Here is a 22,718-nt window from a genome sequence, read left to right on the forward strand (position 1 = left end):
TACGCCATTCTGCAAGGAGCGCAGCCATGACAAACCCGAACCCGTCGCGCGCCACCCGACTGGCCGCCCTGGCGGTCGCAACGGATGCCCAGGGGCATGTCGACCTGACGGCGTTCCAGGCGCAGTTGCTGATCCAGCAGCACCAGAGCATCGATGGCCTGGATGCGCCGTCGCTGGCGCGGACCCTCGCCGGCTCGCCTGCGATGGCGCGACCGGACGGGCGCGAACAGCTGGAGCCGATGTTGCAGGCACTCGGCCGGCAGTTGGGGCTGCGGGACGCCGAGCGTCTGGCGCAGGCGCTGGACGCCAACCACCTGACCGATTCCCGGCTGGAGCGGAACTGGGAACGTTTGACCGAAGCGGCGAGCGAGGCCTGGAACATGGGCTCGCGGGCGCTGGAACGCACCGACGTCTCGATCAGCGACGGCCTGGCGCAGGCCCGGCGCTGGGCCGAACAGGTCCGTGACAACCCGGACAATCGCTACCTGCAGCGGGCCGCAGGGCATGTCGCCGGCGAGGTCGCCGGGGAGGCACAGGAAAACTACGGCGCACTGAAGGGGGCGACCGGCCAGGGTCTGCAGGTGCTGGGCGACACGGTCGATCTGGCCAGCTTCACCCTGCGCTTCTCGCGCGATCGCGATTTCCGCAACATGATCGTCGGCGCGGCCGGGATGTACGCGGCCGAGGTCTGGGACGACCCCGGCAAACCGGTGGACGACGCCAGCCGCGCCGCGAAGCAGGCGTGGGACGAATGGAAGCAGGGCCTGGAGCGTGCCACGCGCGAGGGCAAGGCGCCCGAGTACATCGGCCAGGCCGAGGGCGCGGCCGGCGTGGAGATCCTTGCCGCACTGGTGCCGGTCAGCAAACTGCCGAAGCTGGCCAAGGTCGCCAAGGTGGCGGACGTGCTGGACGATGGCGTGCCGCTGCACACGGCCGGTCCGGCTCGCAGGTTGAGCAGGGAAGGAATCCAGGCACTCACCGAGGTCGGCGACGATATCCGCCGCGCGCAGGCCAAGGGCGGCCTTGCGGCCGACAGCGCCGACCTGATGCTCGATGGCCTGGCCGGCGTGCGCCGCAGCCAGGGTCAGCTGAGCGATCTGGTCGATGGCCTGCGCCAGACCGGACACCTGGACGAACTGCTGCAAAGCGGCGCGCTGCGTCCGCGCGAACTGGGCTACCTGGCGCGCCAGAACCTCGACGATTTCCGGAACGTGTCCTTCGACCAGGCGCTGACCGCCTCGGTCGGCGGCCGGGCACTCGGCGAACTCAAGCGCCATGAAGTCGGTGAGATCGGCGAAGCGATCATGGTCCACGACCTGGCGCAGAAGGGCTATCGCGACATCGTCCCGATCCAGAACAACTCCGGACACGGCAACGACGTGGTCGCGATCAATCCGCGTACCGACAGGTGGGAGATCTTCGAGGTCAAGACCTCGGCCCACGGAATTGCGAAAGGGCAAGGATCAGATCCGCAGCCGTTGGTGGATCGGCGTATCGACTTGGCGATCCGTCAGGAGGGCCACTGGACGCCACAAAACGTGTGGGAGGTGACGGCCAAGTCGACGGCGATGCGAATCCGCAAGGATGCTTTCGACACAGAGACCGATCAGTTGAAAGTCGACACCTACTGGTCCCGCATCAACCTCGAGCAGGATCGCGCCACCGGCCTGATCAGGGGCGAGCCGGAGATCGAACCCTGGTTGCCCAAGGCGGAGCGTCCGGAGCGGCAGTCGTTGCGTGAAGACGCCTTGCCGGCGCCCGGCCTGCAAGTCCCGGCCAGTCTCCAGGATGCCTCGCACCCCGGCCATCGCCAGTTCCTGCTGGCCCGGGATGCGGTCCAGCGGATGGAATTCGACCACGACATCCCGCCCGGTCCGCACAGCGACCAGCTTGCCGCCGCGCTGGCATGCAAAGCCGAACAGGAAGGCCTGCGGCTGGACGCCGTGAAACTGCGGCTGGGCGCCCAAGGCCGCATCGACATCATCGAGCGCGCCGGTTACGACGTGCCCGAGCGACATGTACCGATCGACAGCCGGGAGGCGCTGGCCCGCTCCGTCGAGATGCACAGCCACGATTGGTCGGCCGCGCGATCGCCGCATTACGTCAGCCGGGCTCCGGCTGCCGAACGCACCGGCGAGCATCTGCAGGCGCTGGCGCAACTGCCGGCCCAGGATCGCGCGCTCTTCGACCGCATCCGCGACCGGGTGCCCGCGCATATCGGCGACGAGCGTGTGCTTCAGGCCATGGTGGAGGGCCGCAGGCAGGCGTGGATCGATGGCCCGGATCGTCTGGGCGGTGTGGAGATCCATGGCGACCGCCTGTCGCTGGTCGACAGCTCCGCGGCCCGCTTCCGCGCCACCATCGACCTGTCGGCGCCCGCGCCCGCCCTGCGCGAGAGTCTTGAGCAGAACGACAGGCTCGATCAATCACTGGCCCAGCAACGGGAGACGGCGGAATCGCAACGCGAACAGCAGGGTCCCGTCATGCGGATGGGGTGACGTCACCTGCGTGGACACCGCCCGGAAGCACGTAAGCGCGGGTGCCGAAGGCAGAGCACACCGCCATTACACCGCCGGCAGGGACAGCACGGCTTCGGCACCGCCCTCGGGCCGGTTGCGCAGCGTCGCCTCGCCGCCGTGCAGGCGCATGACCTCGCGCACGAACGGCAGCCCCAGGCCGGAGCTGCGCTGGCCGCTGTGCGGGCGCGGCAGCGAATAGAAGCGTTCGAATACGCGTTCGTACGCATAGTCCGGAATCCCGGGACCGCGGTCGCGCACGATGAAGCGCACCTGCCCGTCCGCGTGTTCGACACCCAGCTCCACCGTACCGCCAGGCGGCGAGAACGCGAGCGCGTTGTCCAGCAGATTGCCCAGGGCTCGGCGCAGCAGGAAGGCGTCGCCCTCCACGGCCCACGTACCCGCGGGCGGCGCGCGCTGGATCCGCACCCCATGCGGGGTCAGCCCGGCGTCGACGGCCTGCACCACCTGCTCCACCAGCGCGCCGGCATCGATGCGCTCGCGCCGCTGCAGCCAGCCGTGCTGCTCCACTTCCGCCAGCGCGAGCAACTTGTCGATGGTTTCGGTCAGGCGCTGCTCCTGCGCCTGGATGTGCCGCGCGAAACGCTGCCGCTCGGCCTCCGGCAGCGGCTCCTGCAGCAGTTCGGCCGCCCCGCGGATCGCGGCCAGCGGCGATTTCATCTCGTGGGTCAGCGATTGCACGTACTGCTCCACGTAGGCCTTGCCGGCCAGCTTGCGGCGCATGGTCTCCAGCGCGCGCCCGAGGTCGCCGATCTCGTCGGCGCGCAGCCGCGGCGGCGGCACCGGCTCGCCGGCGCTGACCGCCTGGGCGTAACGGTTCAGGCCGCCGATGCCGCGCACCAGCCACCACGTCATCAGCACGCCGATCAGCGCCGAGATGCCGATCAGCCAGGCGCCGCGCAGCAGGATGCTGCGCTGGCTGGCGACGATGAAGGGCTCGATGCTGCGGTTGGGCTGCGACAGCGTCAGCACGCCCAGCAGCGTGCCCCGATCGCCCGGGTCGTAGATGGGCGCGGCCACGTGCATGACGGTATGCGCGTTGTCGCCGGGGGTTTCCGGGCTGGAGCGTGCGCCGTACTCGCCGCGCAGGGTGCGGTAGACGTCGTTCCAGCGCGAATTGTCGCGCCCGACATCGCGCCCCTGCGAGTCGAACACCACCGTGCCGCGCGCGTCGGTGACCGTCACCCGGTAATCCACCGAGCGCTTCTGGAAGCGCCATACCCAGGCCTTCGGGTCGCGCTGCTGGGCCAGCGCGACGTGGCGGGCGAACGCCCCCCCGGCGATGCGCCCGTCCTTCAGATCGTCGGCGGCCAGTTCGGCCAGCAGGTTGGCGGCGTCCACCAGGGTGGATTCCATCGCCTGGCGCACGCCTGGCTTCACTTCGTTGACGAACACGCGCATGACGAAGAACGCGGCGATGCCGACGATCAGGAAGAAGCCGAGCACGAGCTTCAACCCCAGGCGCATGCGTCAGGCCTCGACGGCGTAGCCCAGTCCGCGATGCGTGCGGATCGGGTCGGGGTCGGCCCCGGCCGCGCGCAGCTTGGCGCGCAGGGTCTTCACGTGGGTGTCGACGGTGCGGTCGGCGCTGTCGGCATCGCTGTCCCAGCCGCGGTCCATCAGCTGCGCGCGGCTGAGGATGGCGCCCGGGCGCTGCAGCAGCGCGTCCAGCACGGCGTATTCGTAGCGGGTCAGGTCCAGCAGCTGCTGCCGGTAGCGGATGCGGTGGCCTTCGCGGTCGATGGCGAAGGCGCCGCGTACCACCCACGGGTCGGTGGACGCCGCGGGGCCAGCCCCGGCACGGCGCAGGCGCGCACGCACCCGGGCCACCAGCTCGCGGGGGGAAAAGGGCTTGGTGACGTAGTCGTCGGCGCCCAGTTCCAGCCCCAGCACGCGGTCTATCTCGTCGTTGCGGGCGGTGAGGAAGATCACCGGCACGTCGCTGAAGCCGCGCAACTGGCGGCACACGTCGAACCCGCTGCCGTCGGGCAGGCCCACGTCCAGCACCACCACGTCCACGCCGCCGGCGCGCACGCGCGGCGCCACGTCGCGTGCGAGCAGGCAGTGGTCCGCCTCGATGCCTTCGCTGCGCAGCGCGTACAGCACGGCGTCGGCGATGGCGGCTTCGTCTTCGGCAATCAGTACGCGGGGCATGGCGCAAGCATATATGCTGCGCGCCATGAATTACCGCCACGCCTTCCATGCAGGCAACCACGCCGACGTCCTCAAGCACATCGTGCTGCTGGCCCTGGTCGATGCGCTGAAGCGCAAGGACGCGCCGTTCTTCGTGCTGGACACGCATGCCGGCCGCGGCCGCTACCTGCTGGGCGGGGCGGAGAGCCGCAAGACCTCCGAGGCGGACGAAGGGGTCTTCCGGCTGCTCGATGCGCCCCACCTGCCGGAACTGGCCGAGTCCTACCTGCGCGCGGTGCAGGCGAACAACCCGGTCGGCGCGCTGGTGGCCTACCCCGGCTCGCCGTTGCTGGTCGCGCAGGCGATGCGGGCACAGGACCGGCTGGCCGCCTGCGAGCTGCAGCCGGAGGAAGCCGCCGCGTTGAAGGACCTGTTCGCCCACGACCCGCGCGTGGCCGTACATGCCCGCGACGGCTACGGTGCGATGAAGGCGTTGCTGCCGCCGCGCGCCGGCACGCAGCGCATCGCGCGCGGGCTGGTGCTGATCGATCCGCCCTACGAAGCACAGGACGCCGAATACCCGCAGGTCATTGCCGCGCTGCGGGATGCGCTCGAGCGCTGGCCGGCCGCGACCTATGCGGTCTGGTATCCGATCAAGCAGCGGCGCAGCCTGCAGCCTTTCTTCCGCAAGGCGGCGGCGCTGCCGTCCCGGGGGGCGTTCGTGGCGGAGTTGCAGGTGCGCCCCGACGACTCGCCCCTGCGCCTGACCGGCAGCGGCATGCTGGTGCTCAATCCTCCCTGGCAGTTGGACCAGGCCCTGGCGCCGGTATTGCCGGTGCTGGCCACCGCCCTGGGCGAAGCAGGCGCCAGCCACCGGCTGGAGTGGCTGCGCCCACCCGCCTGACGGGTCCCCGCGTCACACGGTGCCGCCGGGGTGCTGTGCGAGAATTTCCCTTCCCCTTGCCGACGACCTTTCTTCCATGGCCGGATCCAGCCTGTTCGCCCTGATCGACGACATCGCCACCCTGCTGGACGACGTGTCCGTGATGACCAAGGTGGCCGCGAAGAAGACCGCGGGCGTACTGGGCGACGACCTGGCGCTCAACGCGCAGCAGGTGACCGGCGTGAAGGCCGACCGCGAACTGCCGGTGGTGTGGGCGGTGGCCAAGGGCTCGATGGTCAACAAGGCCATCCTGGTGCCGGCCGCACTGGCCATCAGCGCGCTGGAGACCTGGCTGCACGGGCGCGGCTACAGCGTCCCGCTGGTCACCCCGCTGATGATGCTGGGCGGCGCTTTCCTCTGCTTCGAGGGCGTGGAGAAGCTGGCCCACAAGTTCCTGCACAAGGGCGAGGACGAGCAGGAGCATGCCAAGCGGCTGGCCGCGGTGCAGGACGCCAAGGTCGACATGGTGGCGTTCGAGAAGGACAAGATCCGCGGCGCCATCCGCACCGACTTCATCCTGTCGGCGGAGATCATCGTCATCTCGCTGGGCACCCTGGGCGGGCGCACCTTCATCGAGCAGGTCATGACCCTGGTCGCCATCGCGGCCATCATGACCGTGGGCGTGTATGGCCTGGTGGGCGGCATCGTGAAGCTGGACGACGCCGGCCTGGCGCTGACCGCCGACGCGCGCGAGAACGGCTGGGCGCGCTTCAAGCGGGCCTTCGGGCGGGGCATCCTGTACAGCGCGCCCTACCTGATGAAATTCCTCTCCATCGCCGGCACCGCGGCGATGTTCCTGGTGGGCGGCGGCATCCTGGTCCACAGCATCCCCGCGCTGCACCACCTCATCCAGCCCCACGCCGAGGGCGACCTCGGCTGGCTGTGGGGCAACCTGTTCAACGCCGGCGTGGGCATCGTGGCCGGCGCCGTGATCGTGGCCGTCGTCACCGCCTTCTCGCGCCTGCGCGGCAAACGCCACGCCGGCTGAACCGGCGACGGCCCGGCCCTCGCCGCGCTTCCGGATTTCATGCGAGCATCACCCCATGACCGCGCCGAAACGCCTGCCGCCCTGGCATGAACATTTCCGCCTGCCCAGTGGGCGCGAACTGCTGATCCGCCCGATCCGTCCGGAAGATGCCGGCCCCATCCAGGGCGCCTTCGGCCTGCTGGGGCCGGAAGAGATCCGTCACCGGTTCCTCTACGCGCTGAAGGAACTGTCGCCGGAGATGGCGCAGCGCCTGACCCATCCGGACCCCAATACGGAGTTCGCCCTGGTCGCCGCCGAGCCGCTGCCCCCGGGCGAAGCGCTGGTGGGTGCGGTGGCGCGCGCGGCGCTGGTATCGCGCACGCGCGATGCCGAGTTCGCCATCCTGGTGAGCCACTTCATCGCCGGCCAGGGCCTGGGCCGCCACCTGATGCGCAAGCTGGCCAAGTGGGCCCGCTCGAAGAAGCTGGACCGCCTGTACGGCGACGTGCTGGACACCAACCTGCCGATGCTGGCGCTGGCGCAGTCGCTGGGCTTCAAGCGCGTGCGCGAGGGCGACGGCTCGGGCCTGGTCCGCGTGGTGCTGGACCTCAACGAAGAGCCCTGACGCCGCCGACCGGCGGTCGGCCCGCGCCGGCCGCTCACCGCGTGTCATCGGGTGAGGACGTGGCCCCCGCCACCGTGCCGGGAGATCGCCATGCCCCGTTACCTGATCGAACGCGACATCCAGGGCGCCGGCCTGATGACCCCCGCCGAGCTCAGATCCGTCTCGCAGACCTCCTGCCGCGTGCTGGACGATCTGGGGCCGAAGATCCAGTGGGAGCACAGCTACGTGACCGACGACAGGATCTATTGCGTCTACCGCGCACCGAACGAGGACCTCGTGCTGGAACACGCGCGCCGTGGCGGCTTTCCCGTCGACCGCATTTCCGTGGTCGCCCAGGTGATCGACCCGCTGACAGCGGAATGATCCGTTCCGGCGCGTGAGCGGCCCGTACGGGCCCGCTTGGTACACTGCGCACCCCCTCGCGCTGGGCACCCCACGGTGTCCGGCGCTGCCGTTGTTCCGTGTACCCATGGCCGACTCGAAGAATCCCGCCCTTCCCGTTCCCCCGCTGCCCCGCGGCAGCCAGTCCCGCGCCTGGTGGCGCGCACCCGCCTCGCCCACGGCGCTGGCGTGGTCGATCGCCTCGGCTGCCCGCGTGCACGAAGGCCCGCTGCTGGTGGTCGCCCGCGACAACCACGAGGCGCACCAGCTGGAAGCCGACCTGCACACGCTGCTCGGCGCTGCCGGCGACCTGCCCGTGGTGGCGTTCCCGGATTGGGAAACCTTGCCCTACGACCAGTTCAGCCCCCATCCGGACATCGTCTCGCAGCGCCTTGCGGCCCTGCACCGCCTGCCGACGCTGGCGCGCGGCATCGTGGTGGTGCCGGTGCAGACGCTGATGCAGCGCCTCTCGCCGCTGCGGCACATCGCCGGCGGCAGTTTCGACTACCGCATGGGACAGCGGCTGGACTTCGACGCCGAGAAGCGCCGGCTGGAGGCCGCCAGCTACCGGCACGTGCCGCAGGTGCTGGACCCGGGCGACTTCGCCGTGCGCGGCGGGCTGCTGGATGTCTACCCGATGGGTGCCGAGGCGCCCTTGCGCATCGAACTGCTGGACGACACCATCGATTCGATCCGCCACTTCGACCCGGACAGCCAGCGTTCGCTGGACCGGGTGGAGGCGGTGCAACTGCTGCCGGGCCGCGAGGTGCCGCTGGACGAGCGCTCGGTCGAACGCGCGATGACGCTGCTGCGCGACCGCTTCGACGTGGACACGCGCCGCAGCGCGCTGTACCAGGACCTGAAATCGGGCCTGGCGCCGGCGGGCGTGGAGTACTACCTGCCGCTGTTCTTCGATACCACCTCCACGCTGTTCGACTACCTGCACGCCGACGCACTGCCGGTACTGGGCGATGGCTTCGGTGAAGCGGCGGAGGCGTTCTGGGCGCAGACGCGCAACCGCTACGAACAGCGCCGCCACGACATCGAGCGTCCGCTGCTGCCGCCGGACGAGATCTACCTGTCGCCGGACAGCCTGCGCGAGCGCCTCAACCAGCGCCAGCGCGTGGAGGTATGCGGCCCGCAGCACAGCCGCCACGCCGATGCGCTGCCCCTGGGCGACCAACCCTTGCCGCCGCTGCCGGTGGCGGCGAAGGATGCGCCCGCCGGCGAAGCGCTGAAGTCGTTCCTCGGCCACTACCCCGGGCGCGTCCTGATCGCGTCGGATTCGCCGGGCCGGCGCGAGGCGCTGCTGGAGGTGCTGCAGGCCGCCGCGCTCGTCCCCGACGTCCTGGCGGACTTCACCGCGTTCCGTACCGGACGCGAGCGCTTCGCCATCGCCGTGGCGCCGCTGGAAGACGGCTTCGCCCTCGACGACCCGCGCATCGCCGTGCTCACCGAGCGGCAGCTGTTTCCCGAGCGCGCTACCCAGGCGCACCGGCGCAGGCGGACGGGGCGCGAGCCGGAAGCGATCATCCGCGACCTGGGCGAACTGACCGAGGGCGCGCCCATCGTCCACGAAGACCATGGCGTGGGCCGTTACCGCGGCCTGATCGCGATGGACGTGGGCGGCATGCCGGGCGAGTTTCTGGAAATCGAGTACGCCAAGGGCGACCGCCTGTACGTGCCGGTCGCACAGCTGCACCTGATCAGCCGCTATTCCGGCGCCTCGCCGGAAACCGCCCCGCTGCATTCCCTCGGCGGTGAGGCCTGGGCGAAGGCGAAGAAGAAGGCCGCCGAGAAGGTCCGCGACGTGGCGGCGGAACTGCTGGAGATCCAGGCGCGCCGCCAGGCGCGCGCGGGCCTGGCGCTGCACGTGGACCGGCCGATGTACGAGCCGTTCGCCGCCGGTTTCCCGTTCGAGGAGACGCCCGACCAGCGCGCGGCCATCGAGGCGGTGCTGCGCGACCTGCAGTCCAGCCAGCCGATGGACCGGGTGGTCTGCGGCGACGTGGGCTTCGGCAAGACCGAAGTCGCCGTGCGCGCGGCCTTCGCCGCCGCCAGCGCCGGCAAGCAGGTCGCCGTGCTGGTGCCGACCACGCTGCTGGCCGAACAGCACTACCGCAACTTCCGCGACCGCTTCGCCGACTGGCCGCTGAAGGTCGAGGTGCTGTCCCGCTTCAAGACCGCCAAGGAGATCAAGGCCGAACTGGAGAAGCTGGCCGAGGGCAAGCTGGACGTCATCGTCGGCACCCACCGCCTGCTGCAGTCGGACGTGAAGTTCAAGGACCTGGGACTGGTGATCGTGGACGAGGAGCAACGCTTCGGCGTGCGCCAGAAGGAGGCGCTGAAGGCGCTGCGCGCCAACGTCCACCTGCTGACGCTGACCGCCACGCCCATTCCGCGCACGCTCAACATGGCCATGGCCGGCCTGCGCGACCTGTCCATCATCGCCACGCCGCCGGCCAACCGCATGGCCGTGCAGACCTTCGTCACGCCCTGGGACGATGCGTTGCTGAAGGAGGCCTTCCAGCGCGAACTCGCGCGTGGCGGCCAGGTGTACTTCCTGCACAACGACGTCGAAAGCATCGGCCGCATGCAGCGCGAGCTGCAGGAACTGGTGCCGGAGGCGCGCATCGGCGTGGCCCACGGGCAGATGCCCGAACGCGAGCTGGAACAGGTGATGCTGGATTTCCAGAAGCAGCGTTTCAACGTGCTGCTGTGCACCACCATCATCGAGTCGGGCATCGACATCCCCAACGCCAACACCATCATCATGAACCGCGCCGACAAGTTCGGCCTGGCGCAGCTGCACCAGCTGCGCGGCCGCGTGGGTCGTTCGCACCACCGCAGCTACGCCTACCTGGTGGTACCGGACAAGCGCAGCATCACCACCGACGCGCAACGCCGGCTGGAGGCGATCGCCTCGATGGACGAACTGGGCGCGGGCTTCACCCTGGCCACGCACGACCTGGAGATCCGCGGCGCCGGCGAACTGCTGGGCGAGGACCAGAGCGGGCAGATGGCCGAGGTCGGCTTCAGCCTGTACACCGAGCTGCTGGAGCGCGCGGTGCGCTCGATCAGGGCCGGCCACCTGCCCGACGTGGACGTGGGCCAGGAGCGGCGCGGCGCCGAAGTCGAACTCAACGTGCCCGCGCTGATCCCCGAGGACTACCTGCCCGACGTGCACACGCGCCTGACGCTGTACAAGCGCATCAGCAGCGCGCCGGAAAAGGAAGACCTGCGCGACCTGCAGGTGGAGATGATCGACCGCTTCGGCCTGCTGCCGGATCCGGCGAAGTACCTGTTCGCCACGGCCGAACTGAAGCTGGCGGCCAACGCGCTGGGCATCCGCAAGCTCGAGCTGGGCGAACACGGCGGCCGCATCGTGTTCGAGAACAAGCCCAACATCGACCCGATGGCGGTGATCCAGCTGATCCAGAAGCAGCCCAGGCTGTATGCCATGGACGGGCCGGACAAGCTGCGCATCAAGGTGCCGCTGCCCGACGCACCGGACCGCTTCAATGCCGCCAAGGCGCTGCTGGCGACGCTGTCCCCATGACCACGACCGCCTTGCCCGCCTTCCGTCTTTACGCCACCCTGTCCCACGTCCCGTCCCAGGTCGCTGCGCCGTGAGCTTCGATCCTTCCCCCGACTTCGGCGACATCGCCTGCTCGATGGAGTCGCTGGCCTTGGCGATCGAGGTGCGCGACGCCTATACGCGCGGGCACTGCGACCGTACCGGGCGCATCGCGCGGGCACTGGGCCAGTGCTTCGACCTGGAGCCGGCCCAGCTGGAACAGCTGGAGCTGGCGGCGCACTTCCACGACGTGGGCAAGATCGGCGTGCCCGACCGCGTGCTGCTGCATCCGGGCACGGTGCCCGACGACGACTGGCCGGCCATCCGCGCGCACAGCGAACTGGGCGAGCGCATCTTCCTGGCCAGCGGCCACGCGCATGCCGCGGAAGTCGCCACGCTGATCCGCCACCATCACGAAGCCATGGACGGCAGCGGCTATCCCGACGGACTGGCCGGCGAGGCCATCCCGCTGGGCGCGCGCCTGCTGCGCGTGGCCGACAGCTACGATGCGATGACCACGCGCCGCACCTATGCCGAAGCCCGCAGCCACGAAACGGCCATGCGCATCCTGCATGCCGAGCAGCACCAGAAGATCGATCCCGAGGTCTTCCGCGTGTTCGAGCAGCTGATGCGCAACGTCGACCTTCGCGAGGCCTGAGCGCTACAGCTGCGATTCGATCGGCAGCCAGCCCACGGCGCGGGCGGTCCAGCGGCGCCATGCGCTGGCCTCCGGCTCGCGGTCCCAGGTACGCGGCGGCGCGACGGACGCGTCGTCCCAGCGCAGTTCGCCGTCGAGCAGGCGCACGCGATAGCTCTTGTCGGGCGCGATCTTCGCCCGGTAGCTGCGCACGAGTGCGGCGGCGGCATCGGGATCGCGGAACAGGATGCCCATCTCGGTGTTGAGGTTGACCGAACGCGGGTCCAGGTTGAACGAACCGATGAAGCCCTGCTCGCCATCCACCGCGAACGCCTTGGTGTGCAGGCTGGCACCGCTGGACCCGAACAGGCTGCTGTCGCGGTCGCCATGCGGCATCAGTTCGAACAGTTCCACCCCGCCCTCCAGCAACGGCACGCGGTACGGCGCATAGCCGCCGTGCACGGCCATCACGTCGTTGGCGGCCAGCGAATTGGTCAGCACGCCGACCCGCACGCCTTCGGCGCGCTTGCGGACCAGCCAGCGCGTGCCCTCCTCCCCGGGTACGAAGTACGGCGAGATGATGCGCAGTTCGCGGCGGGCCGTGCCCATCGCCCGTCCCAGCCGGTGCACGAGCCACTGGCCCTGGCCATCACCCTGGCCTTTGGAGGCGGGATCGGAATACACGCCGACCTCGTCGAGCCAGTGCAGCCGATTGCCGCCGGCCAGCGCGCGGATGCCGGGCGAGGCCCGCAGGCGCGCGATGTAGTCCGCCGCGCGCGTGGACCGGTAGCCGGCATCGCCGTTCCTGCGCAGGCGCGGCAGCGCCTCCTTGCCGGCGGTGGTGAGTGCCGCCAGCGGGATGACCGATGCGCTGTTCCAGAAATCGTCGAAGATCGTCGCGGTCTGGGCCACCGCCGGCCCCACCAGCACGGCGTCGAGGTCCAGGAAGTTGGTCTGCGCGGCGGCATCGAAATACTCGTCGCCCACGTTGCGCCCTCCCACCACCGCCACCCGTCCGTCGGCGATCCAGGCCTTGTTGTGCATGCGGCGGTTCATCGCCACCGGGCGCAGCAGCATTTCGCTGGCCCGCCCCAGCACGCCGGCGCGGCTGCGCGAGGGATTGAACAGGCGCACTTCGATGTTGGGGTGGGCATCCAGCGCCGCCAGGTGCGAATCCTTGCCATGCGCGGTCATGTCGTCCAGCAGCAGTCGCACACGCACGCCGCGGTCGGCCGCGCGCAGCACTTCGTAGCCCAGCAGGTTGCCGGTGAAGTCGTGGTTCCAGATGTAGTACTGCAGGTCCAGGCTGCGGCCCGCGGCGCGTGCGCTGGCGGCGCGCACGGTGAAGGCATCCAGGTTGTCGGCCAGCAGCGCCATGCCGCTGCGCCCGGGATGCGCGCGCAACAGGGGCTCCACGGCCCGGTCGAGCGCGGTGGCATCGGCCGCGGTCGGCAGCGCATGCGAGGCCGGCCCCCGTGCGGCCTCGGCAAAGCGTCCGTAGCTGTACAACGCCGTCGCCGACGCCACTCCCACCAGCACCACGGCAATGCCCAGCCGGCGCAGCCACTTGCGCATGGTCTCCCCTTCTTCACGGACCTGGCCCTATCGTAGCGGCCCGCCCGTGACGACGCCGCTTGCACCGGCCCCACCGGCATTGCACGCTCGACACCCACTCCTGCCCCAGGATTGCTGCGCATGCCGCGACGGTTCCATCTTCTCCTCGCCCTGCTGCTGGTACCGCTGTTGGCCGCGTGCGCCACCGCGCTGCCGCCGGAAACGCCGCCGTTGACCTTCGTGGTGGTGCGCCACGCCGAGAAGGCCACCGACGATCCGGAGGATCCGGGACTGACCGCCGCAGGACGGGCGCGCGCCACCGCGCTGGCCGAACGCCTGCGCCACGCGCCCCTGGTGGCCGCCTACGCCACCGAGTTCCGCCGTACCCAGCAGACCGCGCAGCCGTCGGCAGCGCTTCATGGCCTGGGGGTCAAGGGCTACTTCGCGCGCGGTCCGGCGGCCGAGATCGCCGCCCAGTGGCGACAGGCGCACCGGTCGGGCACGGTGCTGGTCGTCGGCCACAGCAACACCGTGCCGGACCTGGTCGCGGCGCTGTGTGCCTGCACCGCCGCGCCGATGGACGAAACCGAGTACGACCGCATCTCCATCGTCCGCTTCGCCGCCGACGGCCGCGCGTCGCTGGACGTGCAACGGTACGGGGCCATAGCGCGGCCATGAGTGGCCTGTTCGGCGATTGGGACGGCAGTGCCGCCGATGCACGCCGGGTGCAGGAACGCCTGGCGGCGGAGGTGGTGCTGCGCGACGGTGCGCCGCAACCCCTCCGCTGGCTGGGCGGATTCGATGTCGGTTTCGAGGACGCCGGTGCCATCACCCGTGCCGCCGCGGTGCTGTTGGCCGCCGATACGCTGCAACCGGTCGCGGCCGAGGTAGTGCGCCTGCCCACCTCGATGCCCTACGTCCCGGGCCTGCTGAGCTTCCGCGAGTTGCCGGCCCTGGTCGCCGCGCTCCAGCGCCTGCCGCATGCGCCGGACCTGGTATTCGTGGATGGCCATGGCATCGCACATCCGCGACGACTGGGCATTGCCGCGCATTTCGGCGTGGCCACCGGCCTGCCCAGCATCGGCGTGGCCAAGAGCGTGCTGTGCGGACGGCACGATCCGCTGGGTGCCCAGGCCGGCGGGCATGTCCCGCTGCTCCACCGCGGCGAACAGATCGGCTGGGCCCTGCGCAGCAAGCTGCGCTGCAACCCACTGTTCGTCTCGCCCGGCCATCGCGTGTCCATGCAGGGCGCGCTGGACGCCGTCCTGCGCACGCTGCGTGGCTACCGCCTGCCCGAACCCACCCGTCTGGCGGACCGCCTGGCCTCGCGTCGCGACTGACCGGCCTGCCTGCCCGGATGGGGGATGACGCGCAACGGACCGTTTCCGTATCGTCGTCGGGCCGGGCATGGGCCCATGCCATGCTGCGGGCCACCCAACGAGGACATGACATGACCACGATCATCGCGCCGCGCGTGCACGACCTGGGCGGCGGCTTCAACGTCCGCCGTGCCGTTCCCAGCCTGCAGGCCCGCAGCGTGGGCCCGTTCGTGTTCGTCGACCACATGGGGCCGGCCGTGTTCGAGCCGGGGCGCGGCATCGATGTGCGTCCGCATCCGCACATCGGCCTGGCGACGGTGACCTTCCTGTGGAGCGGCGCCATCCATCATCGGGACACGCTGGGCTCGGAACAGGTGATCGCGCCCGGCGACGTCAACTGGATGACCGCAGGCCGCGGCATCGCCCATTCCGAACGCACGCCGGCCGACGTGCGCACCGGCCGGCACGACGTGCATGGCATGCAGACCTGGGTGGCACTGCCGAAGTCGTACGAGGAGGTCGCGCCCGAGTTCCACCACCACGCGGCTTCCACGCTGCCGGTGATCGAACGCGCCGGTGCGCGCCTGCGCATCATCGCCGGCCGCGCCTACGGCGAGGAATCGCCGGTGAAGGTTTTCAGCGGCACCTTCAACGTGGCGGTGGACCTGCAGCCCGATGCCGAACTGGAGATCGATGCAGGCCATGCCGAACGCGCGTTGTACGTGCTCGAAGGCGACGCGCAGGTCGATGGCGCCGACGTCCCTGAGAAGCATCTGGTGGTGTTCGACCGCGGCAGCCGGCCGGTGCTGCGGGCGAAGACGCCGGTGAAGGGCCTGCTGATGGGCGGCGAGCCCTTGGATGCGCCGCGCCACATGTGGTGGAACTTCGTGTCCAGTTCGCAGGAGCGGATCGACCAGGCCAAGCAGGACTGGCGGGAGGGCCGCTTCGGCCAGGTGCCCGGCGAGACCGAGTTCATCCCGTTGCCGGAGCGCTGAGCCGTGCCGGCGAGTGAAATGTGAGTTTTACTTCAGTGGCGTTTGAAGCATGGGCCGCTAACGCAAAGCAAACACCTGTGCCGTACCCGTTCCGCTATCGTGCGCCCACCGTCATGTGACGGGGCACGCACGCATTGGGGGCTGGCATGAGTCTGACGAAGAAACTCGCCGCGGAATTCCTGGGCACGTTCTGGCTGGTCCTGGGCGGCTGCGGCAGCGCGGTACTGGCCGCGCATTTCGGCGGTGACGGCAATCCGCTGGGCATCGGCTTCCTGGGCGTGGCGCTGGCGTTCGGCCTGACCGTGCTGACCGGCGCCTATGCGTTCGGCCACATTTCGGGCGGACACTTCAACCCGGCGGTCAGCGTGGGCCTGTGGGCCGGCGGCCGTTTTTCCGCCAAAGAACTGCTGCCCTACGTGGTGGCGCAGGTCGCCGGCGGCATCGCGGCCGGCTTCATCCTGTGGCAGATCGCCAGTGGGCAACCGGCATTCGCGGTGGATCCCAACGCGGCCGGCGCGTTCGCCAGCAACGGGTACGGGGCGATGTCGCCCGGCGGCTATTCGGTCGCCGCCGCCTTCCTGACCGAAGTCGTGCTCACCGCGTTCTTCCTGATCGTCATCATGGGTTCCACCCACGGGCGCGCGCCGGCGGGCTTCGCTCCCATCGCCATCGGCCTGGCCCTGACCCTGATCCACCTGATCAGCATCCCGGTCACCAACACGTCCGTGAACCCGGCACGCTCCACCGCCGTGGCGCTGTTCGCCGGGCCCGCCGCCATCGGCCAGCTGTGGCTGTTCTGGCTGGCGCCGGTGCTGGGCGGCCTGATCGGCGGCATGCTGTACGGCTGGCTGGGCCGGGAACGCGCCTGAAGCCCCCCACGTTGCCCGGCCCTGCCGGGCAACGCATTTTTCCCGTCGCGCGCGGCCCTTTCCGTGACCGGGCAGCGTTGTTCTGCGGCGCAGCATGGGCTATGGTCGGGCCATTGCCGGGGGAAAACGGCAACCGACACCGGGGGCAGCAAGGGACGGAACGGGGCCGCAGGCCCGTCGCGGTGTTGGGAGGACTCGCAGAACGCCTTCCGGGCGACCAACCAAGGGGACACCGCATGAAGACCTTGATCGCCGCCGGCCTCCTGCTGGCTTCCACCTCCGTGTGGTCGCAGGAGGCGCCGCCCTGCCCCACCCTGCCCGCCAGTGCGGGCCTGCAGTGGGAACAGCGCGTGGACACCACCTTCATCGCCTGCAAGGCGGTCGCCGCCGACGGGCGGCAGGTGCTCAACGTGATGCTGACCTCGCGCGATCCCAGGATCAGCCTGGCGCGCGACCTGCGCGAAGAGGAAGGCACCTTCTCCGGCGAGGAGGTGTACTGGTACCGGCTGGACCTGGGCGGGCGCGACATGCCCGGCATGCAGTCCCGCCGCATCACCGTGGTCGAACTCGACAACGATCGCTATGCGCAGGTCTGGATCAATGCCGCATCGGCCGAAGAACTGCGCACGCTGATCGCACTGACCGAGCAGCTGGACGTGCGCGCCACCAGCGCGCAGCTTTCCGCGGGCAACTGATGGCGCGGGCCGGGAAGGCATCCCGGCCCGTTACCTCTTTCAGAAGCGGCCTTCCTGGAAATCCACGAAGGCCTGCATCAGTTCCTGCCGGGTGTTCATGACGAACGGGCCGTGGCGCATCACCGGTTCGCGCAGCGGACGGCCAGCCACCACGATCACACGCGCAGGACGACTGCCTGCACGCACCTGCAGCACTTCGCCGCCACCGAGCACGCCCATTTCGTGCGTATCCAGCGGTCGCGCTTGGTCACCCTCACCCACCGTGAGCGCGCCTTCGAACACGTAGGCGAACGCGTTGTGCCCGGCCGGCAATGCGTACTCCCACACCTTGCCCGCATCGAGCGCGATGTCGAGATACACCGGATCGGTGGCAGGCTGCGAAATCGGCCCCTGCACGTCGCCGACACGGCCTGCGATCACCTTCACCTCCACGCCTGCCGCCGGCCTGGCGACAGGAATGCGATCCGGAGCGAACTCCTGATATTTCGGCGCCGTCATCTTCTCGCGCGCGGGCAGGTTCACCCACAGCTGGAACCCGCGCATGCGCCCGGACTCCTGCTCCGGCATTTCCGAGTGCACCAGCCCGCGCCCGGCCGTCATCCACTGCACGGCGCCCGGCGTCAGCAGGCCTTCATTGCCGTGGTTGTCGCGATGGCGCATGCGGCCGTCGAGCATGTAGGTGACGGTCTCGAAGCCGCGGTGGGGATGTTCCGGAAAGCCGGCGATGTAGTCCTCCGCCTTGTCCGTGCCGAACTCGTCCAGCAGCAGGAACGGGTCCAGGTCCGGCAGGTCGGGGCCGCCGATCACGCGCGTCAGCTTGACGCCCGCGCCGTCGGACGTGGGCCGGCCGCGGACGGTACGGATCACGCGGGCGGGGGTGGTATCGGTCAGGGTGCTCATGGCGCCTCCAGTTCAACTGCCGACAAGATGGCACCGGCATGGCGGCTTAGGAACGGCGGCGCACGTAACCATCCGTTCCATCGAAGCGGACAATCGTTGTATCGATCAGGCGATATAGACCGACTTGATGTTCATGAACTCATGGATGCCGTGCTCGGCCAACTCGCGGCCGAAGCCGGAACGCTTGGTGCCGCCGAACGGCAGCCGCACGTCGCTGCGCACGATGGCGTTGACGAAGGCCGCCCCCACCTGCAGCTGGCGTGCGATCCGGTCGCCGCGGTCCGCGTCCCGCGTCCATACGCTGCCGCCCAGGCCGAAGCAGGTGTCGTTGGCGACACGGACGGCTTCGGCATCGTCGCCGACGCGCAGGATGCTGGCGACCGGCCCGAACAGTTCCTCCTCGTAGGCCGGCATGCCGGGCGCGACCTCGCCCAGGATCGTGGCCGGATATCCCGCATACGACGCATCCGGCGTGCCGCCCAGCAGCACCCGGGCCCCCTTGGCCACGCTGGCCTGCACCTGCCGGTGCAGTTCGTCGCGCAGGTCCTGTCGTGCCATCGGCGCAAGCGTGGTGGCCTCGTCCTGGGGATCGCCAAGCTGCAGCTTCGAAGCCGCCTGGACGAAGCGCTTCACGAATTCATCCGCGATGGCGTCCTGCACGATGAAACGCTTGGCCGCGATGCAGGTCTGGCCCGCATTGCCGAAGCGCGATGCCACCGCACCGGCGACGGTCTTCTCCAGGTCGGCATCGTCCAGCACGATGAAGGCGTCGCTGCCCCCCAGCTCCATCACGCTCTTCTTCAGCTGGCCGCCGGCATTCGCCGCGACGGACTTGCCCGCCCGCTCGCTGCCGGTCAGCGTCACCGCCGCCACGCGCCGGTCGCGGATCACCTCCGCCGCCTGCTCGTTGTCGACATGCAGCACGCCGAACACGCCATCCGGCAGACCTGCCGCCGCCAGCACCTGCGCAATCGCGTCGGCACAGCGCGGCACATTGCTCGCGTGCTTGAGCACGGCGACGTTGCCGGCCATGAACGCCGGCGCCAGGAAGCGGAAGACCTGCCAGATGGGGAAATTCCACGGCATCACCGCCAGCACGCAGCCGATGGGCTCGTAGCGCACGTAGCTGCGCTGGCCGTCCGTGGATACGGGCCGGTCCTGCAGGTAGTCCGCCGCATGGTCGGCGTAGTAGTCGCAGGCGCCCGCGCACTTGTCGACCTCGGCCAGGGCCTCCTTCCGGAGCTTGCCCATTTCGCTGGTCATGGTGCGCTGGATGTCGTCCCGGCGACGACGCAGCTCGGCACCGATGGCGCGCAGCACCCTGCCGCGCTCGGCCAACGCCAGGCCCGCCCACGCGGGGAACGCGCGTTGCGAAGCGGCGAGCGTGGCGTCGACCTGCGCGGCCGTCATCAGTTCGTGGCGGTATTCGACCCGCCCGGTCGCGGGATTGATGGTTTCGACGGTCATGGGAGATTCTCTTGCCTGGCCGACATCTTCGGACGGCGGGTGTTAGCGGAGGGTCGTTGCTCTGTAGGAGCGCCCCATGGGCGCGATGCTTTTCCCGCACCCGACCGAAGAGCATCGCGCCCATGGGGCGCTCCTACAAGGGGATCGGGAGGCGGCGCGTGCGAGGCCGCCGCCGCATCACCCGTTGTCCTGCAGCGCCAGCTGCATGTCGCGCTGGCGACGCTTCTCCTCGCGGGCCATGAACCACCAGCCGATGAAGGCGGCCACGCTCACCACCAGGATCATCAGCGTGGCCAGCGCATTGATCTTCGGACTCAGGCCCAGGCGTACCGACGAGAACACCTTCATCGGCAACGTGGTCGAACTCGGCCCGGCGACGAAGCTGGCAATCACCACATCGTCCAGGGACAGCGTGAACGCCAGCAGCCAGCCCGACACCAGCGCCGGCGCGATGATCGGCAGCGTGATCAGGAAGAACACCTTGATCCGGTTGGCCCCCAGGTCCATCGCGGCCTCTTCCAGCGACTTGTCCAGCTCGGACAGGCGCGAGGAGACCACCACGGTGACGAACGCGAGGGTGAAGGTCACGTGCGCGATCCAGATCGACAGGATGCCGCGCGGCTGCAGACCGACCAGCTGCCCCAGCGAGACGAACATCAGCAGGATGGACAGGCCGATGATCACCTCCGGCATGACCAGCGGGGCGGTGATCAACGCGCCGAACAGCGTCTTTCCCGGAAACCTGTGCATGCGCGTCATCACCAGGGCCGCCATCGTGCCCAGTACCACGGCGGCCGTCGCGGTCCAGAATGCGACCTTGATGCTGACCCAGGCCGCATCCAGCATCTGCTTGTCGCGGAACAGCTCGCCGTACCACTTGAACGAGAAGCCGGACCACACCGTGGCCAGGCGCGACTCGTTGAAGGAGTACACCATCAGGATGAAGACCGGCACGTACAGGAACGCGAATCCCAGTCCCAGCACCGTCCAGTTGACGGCGCGCTGTCCGATCCGGCTCATGTCAGCCTCCCTTCCATCTCGCGCTGCTGCACGCGGTTGAAGATCAGGATCGGGATCAGCAGCAGGATCAGCATCACGATGGCCACCGCGGATGCCGCGGGCCAGTCGCGGTTGTTGAAGAACTCGCCCCACAGCACGCGCCCGATCATCAGCGTGTCCGGGCCGCCGAGCAGCTCGGGAATGACGAACTCGCCCACCGCCGGTATCATCACCAGCATGCAGCCGGCGATGATGCCGGCCTTGGACAGCGGCAGCGTGATGGTGAAGAACGCCTTCCACGGCTTGGCGCCCAGGTCGTAGGCGGCCTCCAGCAGGCGGTGGTCGTGCTTCACCAGGTTGGTGTACAGCGGCAGCACCATGAACGGCAGGTAGCAGTAGACGATGCCGATATACGCCGCCATGGGCGTGTACAGGATCTGCAGCGGCTCGTCGATGATGCCGATCTTCATCAGCAGGTTGTTGAGCAGGCCGTTGTTCTTGAGGATGCCGATCCAGGCGTAGACGCGGATCAGGAACGAGGTCCACGACGGCAGCACCACCAGCATCATCGCGATGTTCCGCGTGGAGGGCGGCAGCCGCGCGATGACGTAGGCGATCGGGTAGGCGACCAGCAGGGCGAGGAAGGTCGAGATGGCCGCGATCTTGATGGAACTGAGGTAGGCCTGGATGTACTGCGAATCGGTGAACAGCGCCGCGTAGTTGCCCAGGTTGAGCTTGAGCGTCAGCGCCTCGTCGATGTACTCCAGGATAGGGGTATACGGCGGCATCGCGATCGCCAGCTTGGCGAAGGAGATCTTCAGCACGATCAGGAACGGAATGGCGAAGAACAGCAGCAGCCACACGTACGGCACCGAGATCACGCCCCAGCGGGGCCCGGGCAGGCGTTTGCGGAGGGAGCGCAGGATGTTCATGAGGTGAGCACCACGCCGTCGTTGTCGCCCCACCACACCCACACCTCGTCGTTCCACGTCATGCCTTCGCTGGCCCAGCGCTGCACGTTGGCGAAGTTGGCCATGAACTTGTACCCGCTGGGCAGGCGCACGTGGTAGACCGAATGGCTGCCGAAGTAGGCGATGTCCTCGATCACGCCCCTGGCCTTGTTGTGCGGCTGCGGTGGCTCCTGCTTGCCGATGCCCAGCTTCTCCGGGCGCACCGCGAAGCCCACCTCCTGTCCCTCGAAGCCGGAGATGCCATGGCCGATGTAGATGGGGTCCGGCAGCTGCGGCGAGCGGATGGTGACGTAGTCGGCCTCGTCCTCCTCCACCACGCCCTCGATCAGGTTGACCGAGCCGATGAACTCGGCGGCGAAGCGGCTGGTGGGTTGCTCGTAGATCTCGTCGGGCGTGCCGACCTGGCGGATCCAGCCCTGGTCCATCAGCGCGATGCGGGTGGCCATGGTCATGGCCTCTTCCTGGTCGTGGGTGACCATCACGCAGGTCACGCCGGACTTCTCGATGATGCTGACGAGCTCCAGCTGCATCTGCGAGCGCAGTTTCTTGTCCAGCGCCCCCATCGGCTCGTCCAGCAGCAGCAGCTTGGGCCCCTTGGCCAGCGACCGCGCCAGCGCCACGCGCTGCTGCTGGCCGCCGGACAGCTGGTGCGGCTTGCGCTTGGCCAGCTTGCCCAGTTGCACCAGCGCCAGCATGTCCTCCACGCGCTTGCGGATGGCGTCTTTCGACAGCCCGTCCTGCTTCAGGCCGAAGGCGATGTTCTGCTCGACCGTCATGTGCGGGAACAGCGCATACGACTGGAACATCATGTTGAGCGGCCGCTCGTACGGCGGCAGGTCGTTGAGCAGCTGGCCATCCAGATAGATCTTGCCGGACGTCGGCTTCTCGAAACCCGCCAGGCAGCGCAGCAACGTGGATTTGCCGCTGCCCGAGCCGCCCAGCAGGGCGAAGATCTCGCCCTTGCGGATGGTCAGATTGGTGTCGTCCACGGCGACGAAGCCGTCGAACTCCTTGCGCACGTCGACGATGCGCAGGTACTCCTGCGCGTTCGCCTTGCCGTTCGGTGCCGCGCCATTGCCCTGTTCTGCCGCCATGGGACTCCCCTGGTCGCCGGCGCCCTGCGGGCGCCGGCCGTGTTGTATCGCGTGG

Annotated in this window: 20 protein-coding genes; 12 read left to right on the plus strand and 8 right to left on the minus strand. The window is 69.3% G+C overall.

Translation table 11 applies throughout. The annotated features are described in order from the left end of the window. The first annotated feature begins 26 nt into the window (after positions 1 to 26). On the plus strand, positions 27 to 2,498 hold the full coding sequence (locus MUU77_RS12110) for an XVIPCD domain-containing protein (RefSeq protein ID WP_245087136.1): 2,472 nt from the start codon (positions 27 to 29) through the stop codon (positions 2,496 to 2,498). Positions 2,499 to 2,564: 66 nt separating this feature from the next. Here MUU77_RS12110 and creC read toward each other — a convergent pair whose 3' ends face one another. Both creC and creB read right to left on the minus strand, forming a co-directional pair. Beyond that, on the minus strand, positions 2,565 to 4,004 hold the full coding sequence (gene creC / locus MUU77_RS12115; protein WP_245087139.1) for a two-component system sensor histidine kinase CreC: 1,440 nt from the start codon (positions 4,002 to 4,004) through the stop codon (positions 2,565 to 2,567). Positions 4,005 to 4,007: 3 nt separating this feature from the next. Next, positions 4,008 to 4,718: a two-component system response regulator CreB gene (creB, locus tag MUU77_RS12120; protein ID WP_245087142.1), complete on the minus strand. Its 711-nt coding sequence runs from the start codon at positions 4,716 to 4,718 to the stop codon at positions 4,008 to 4,010. On the opposite strand from creB, the gene rlmJ reads away from it, so the two are divergent. The 6 genes from rlmJ to MUU77_RS12150 all read left to right on the plus strand — a co-directional run bounded on the left by rlmJ (position 4,717) and on the right by MUU77_RS12150 (position 11,821). Next, entirely contained in the window at positions 4,717 to 5,574 is an 858-nt protein-coding gene (gene rlmJ / locus MUU77_RS12125; RefSeq protein WP_245087145.1) for a 23S rRNA (adenine(2030)-N(6))-methyltransferase RlmJ, read from the plus strand. The two genes, creB and rlmJ, sit on opposite strands and share 2 nt — an antisense overlap. A gap of 76 nt (positions 5,575 to 5,650) precedes the next feature. Then, positions 5,651 to 6,601 carry a DUF808 domain-containing protein gene (locus tag MUU77_RS12130; protein ID WP_245087148.1) on the plus strand — a complete coding sequence of 317 codons (951 nt, stop codon included), beginning with the start codon at positions 5,651 to 5,653 and terminating at the stop codon, positions 6,599 to 6,601. 55 nt (positions 6,602 to 6,656) lie between these two features. Further along, a complete protein-coding gene (locus MUU77_RS12135) occupies positions 6,657 to 7,205 on the plus strand; it encodes a GNAT family N-acetyltransferase (RefSeq protein ID WP_245087151.1) in 549 nt (182 codons plus the stop codon). A gap of 90 nt (positions 7,206 to 7,295) precedes the next feature. Beyond that, positions 7,296 to 7,568, plus strand: coding sequence for a DUF4242 domain-containing protein (locus MUU77_RS12140; protein WP_245087154.1), 273 nt, complete (start codon positions 7,296 to 7,298; stop codon positions 7,566 to 7,568). A 106-nt stretch (positions 7,569 to 7,674) separates the two neighbouring features. Next, positions 7,675 to 11,145: a transcription-repair coupling factor gene (gene mfd / locus MUU77_RS12145; protein WP_245087157.1), complete on the plus strand. Its 3,471-nt coding sequence runs from the start codon at positions 7,675 to 7,677 to the stop codon at positions 11,143 to 11,145. Positions 11,146 to 11,215: 70 nt separating this feature from the next. Beyond that, entirely contained in the window at positions 11,216 to 11,821 is a 606-nt protein-coding gene (locus tag MUU77_RS12150; protein WP_245087160.1) for an HD domain-containing phosphohydrolase, read from the plus strand. A 3-nt stretch (positions 11,822 to 11,824) separates the two neighbouring features. Here the strand turns inward: MUU77_RS12150 and MUU77_RS12155 are convergent, their stop codons facing one another. Next, positions 11,825 to 13,375, minus strand: coding sequence for a phospholipase D family protein (locus MUU77_RS12155; protein WP_245087163.1), 1,551 nt, complete (start codon positions 13,373 to 13,375; stop codon positions 11,825 to 11,827). A gap of 120 nt (positions 13,376 to 13,495) precedes the next feature. On the opposite strand from MUU77_RS12155, the gene MUU77_RS12160 reads away from it, so the two are divergent. The 5 genes from MUU77_RS12160 to MUU77_RS12180 all read left to right on the plus strand — a co-directional run bounded on the left by MUU77_RS12160 (position 13,496) and on the right by MUU77_RS12180 (position 17,232). Beyond that, a complete protein-coding gene (locus MUU77_RS12160) occupies positions 13,496 to 14,032 on the plus strand; it encodes a histidine phosphatase family protein (protein WP_245087166.1) in 537 nt (178 codons plus the stop codon). Continuing rightward, positions 14,029 to 14,694: a deoxyribonuclease V gene (gene nfi / locus MUU77_RS12165; RefSeq protein WP_245087169.1), complete on the plus strand. Its 666-nt coding sequence runs from the start codon at positions 14,029 to 14,031 to the stop codon at positions 14,692 to 14,694. The genes MUU77_RS12160 and nfi overlap by 4 nt, the downstream gene beginning before the upstream one ends. A gap of 110 nt (positions 14,695 to 14,804) precedes the next feature. Further along, the gene (locus tag MUU77_RS12170; RefSeq protein ID WP_245087172.1) at positions 14,805 to 15,668 is read left to right on the plus strand and encodes a pirin family protein; all 864 of its coding nucleotides are present in this window, start codon (positions 14,805 to 14,807) and stop codon (positions 15,666 to 15,668) included. Between the two features lie 146 nt (positions 15,669 to 15,814). Next, positions 15,815 to 16,537 (plus strand): aquaporin Z, encoded by a 723-nt coding sequence (gene aqpZ, locus MUU77_RS12175; RefSeq protein ID WP_245087175.1) that lies wholly within the window; start codon positions 15,815 to 15,817, stop codon positions 16,535 to 16,537. A gap of 236 nt (positions 16,538 to 16,773) precedes the next feature. Further along, entirely contained in the window at positions 16,774 to 17,232 is a 459-nt protein-coding gene (locus MUU77_RS12180) for a hypothetical protein (RefSeq protein WP_245087178.1), read from the plus strand. A 39-nt stretch (positions 17,233 to 17,271) separates the two neighbouring features. Here MUU77_RS12180 and MUU77_RS12185 read toward each other — a convergent pair whose 3' ends face one another. From MUU77_RS12185 to potA, 5 genes are all read right to left on the minus strand, one after another. Further along, complete coding sequence (locus tag MUU77_RS12185; RefSeq protein ID WP_245087181.1) at positions 17,272 to 18,132, minus strand: pirin family protein; 861 nt, start codon at positions 18,130 to 18,132, stop codon at positions 17,272 to 17,274. Positions 18,133 to 18,237: 105 nt separating this feature from the next. After that, positions 18,238 to 19,599 (minus strand): NAD-dependent succinate-semialdehyde dehydrogenase, encoded by a 1,362-nt coding sequence (locus MUU77_RS12190; RefSeq protein WP_245087183.1) that lies wholly within the window; start codon positions 19,597 to 19,599, stop codon positions 18,238 to 18,240. 177 nt (positions 19,600 to 19,776) lie between these two features. After that, the gene (locus tag MUU77_RS12195; protein ID WP_245087186.1) at positions 19,777 to 20,619 is read right to left on the minus strand and encodes an ABC transporter permease subunit; all 843 of its coding nucleotides are present in this window, start codon (positions 20,617 to 20,619) and stop codon (positions 19,777 to 19,779) included. Next, the gene (locus MUU77_RS12200) at positions 20,616 to 21,530 is read right to left on the minus strand and encodes an ABC transporter permease subunit (RefSeq protein WP_245087189.1); all 915 of its coding nucleotides are present in this window, start codon (positions 21,528 to 21,530) and stop codon (positions 20,616 to 20,618) included. The genes MUU77_RS12195 and MUU77_RS12200 overlap by 4 nt, the downstream gene beginning before the upstream one ends. Further along, positions 21,527 to 22,663, minus strand: a complete 1,137-nt coding sequence (potA, locus tag MUU77_RS12205; RefSeq protein WP_245087191.1) for a polyamine ABC transporter ATP-binding protein — start codon at positions 22,661 to 22,663, stop codon at positions 21,527 to 21,529. The genes MUU77_RS12200 and potA overlap by 4 nt, the downstream gene beginning before the upstream one ends. Positions 22,664 to 22,718: the final 55 nt, after the last annotated feature.

The organism is Pseudoxanthomonas sp. F37, from assembly GCF_022965755.1.
GTDB lineage: Bacteria > Pseudomonadota > Gammaproteobacteria > Xanthomonadales > Xanthomonadaceae > Pseudoxanthomonas_A.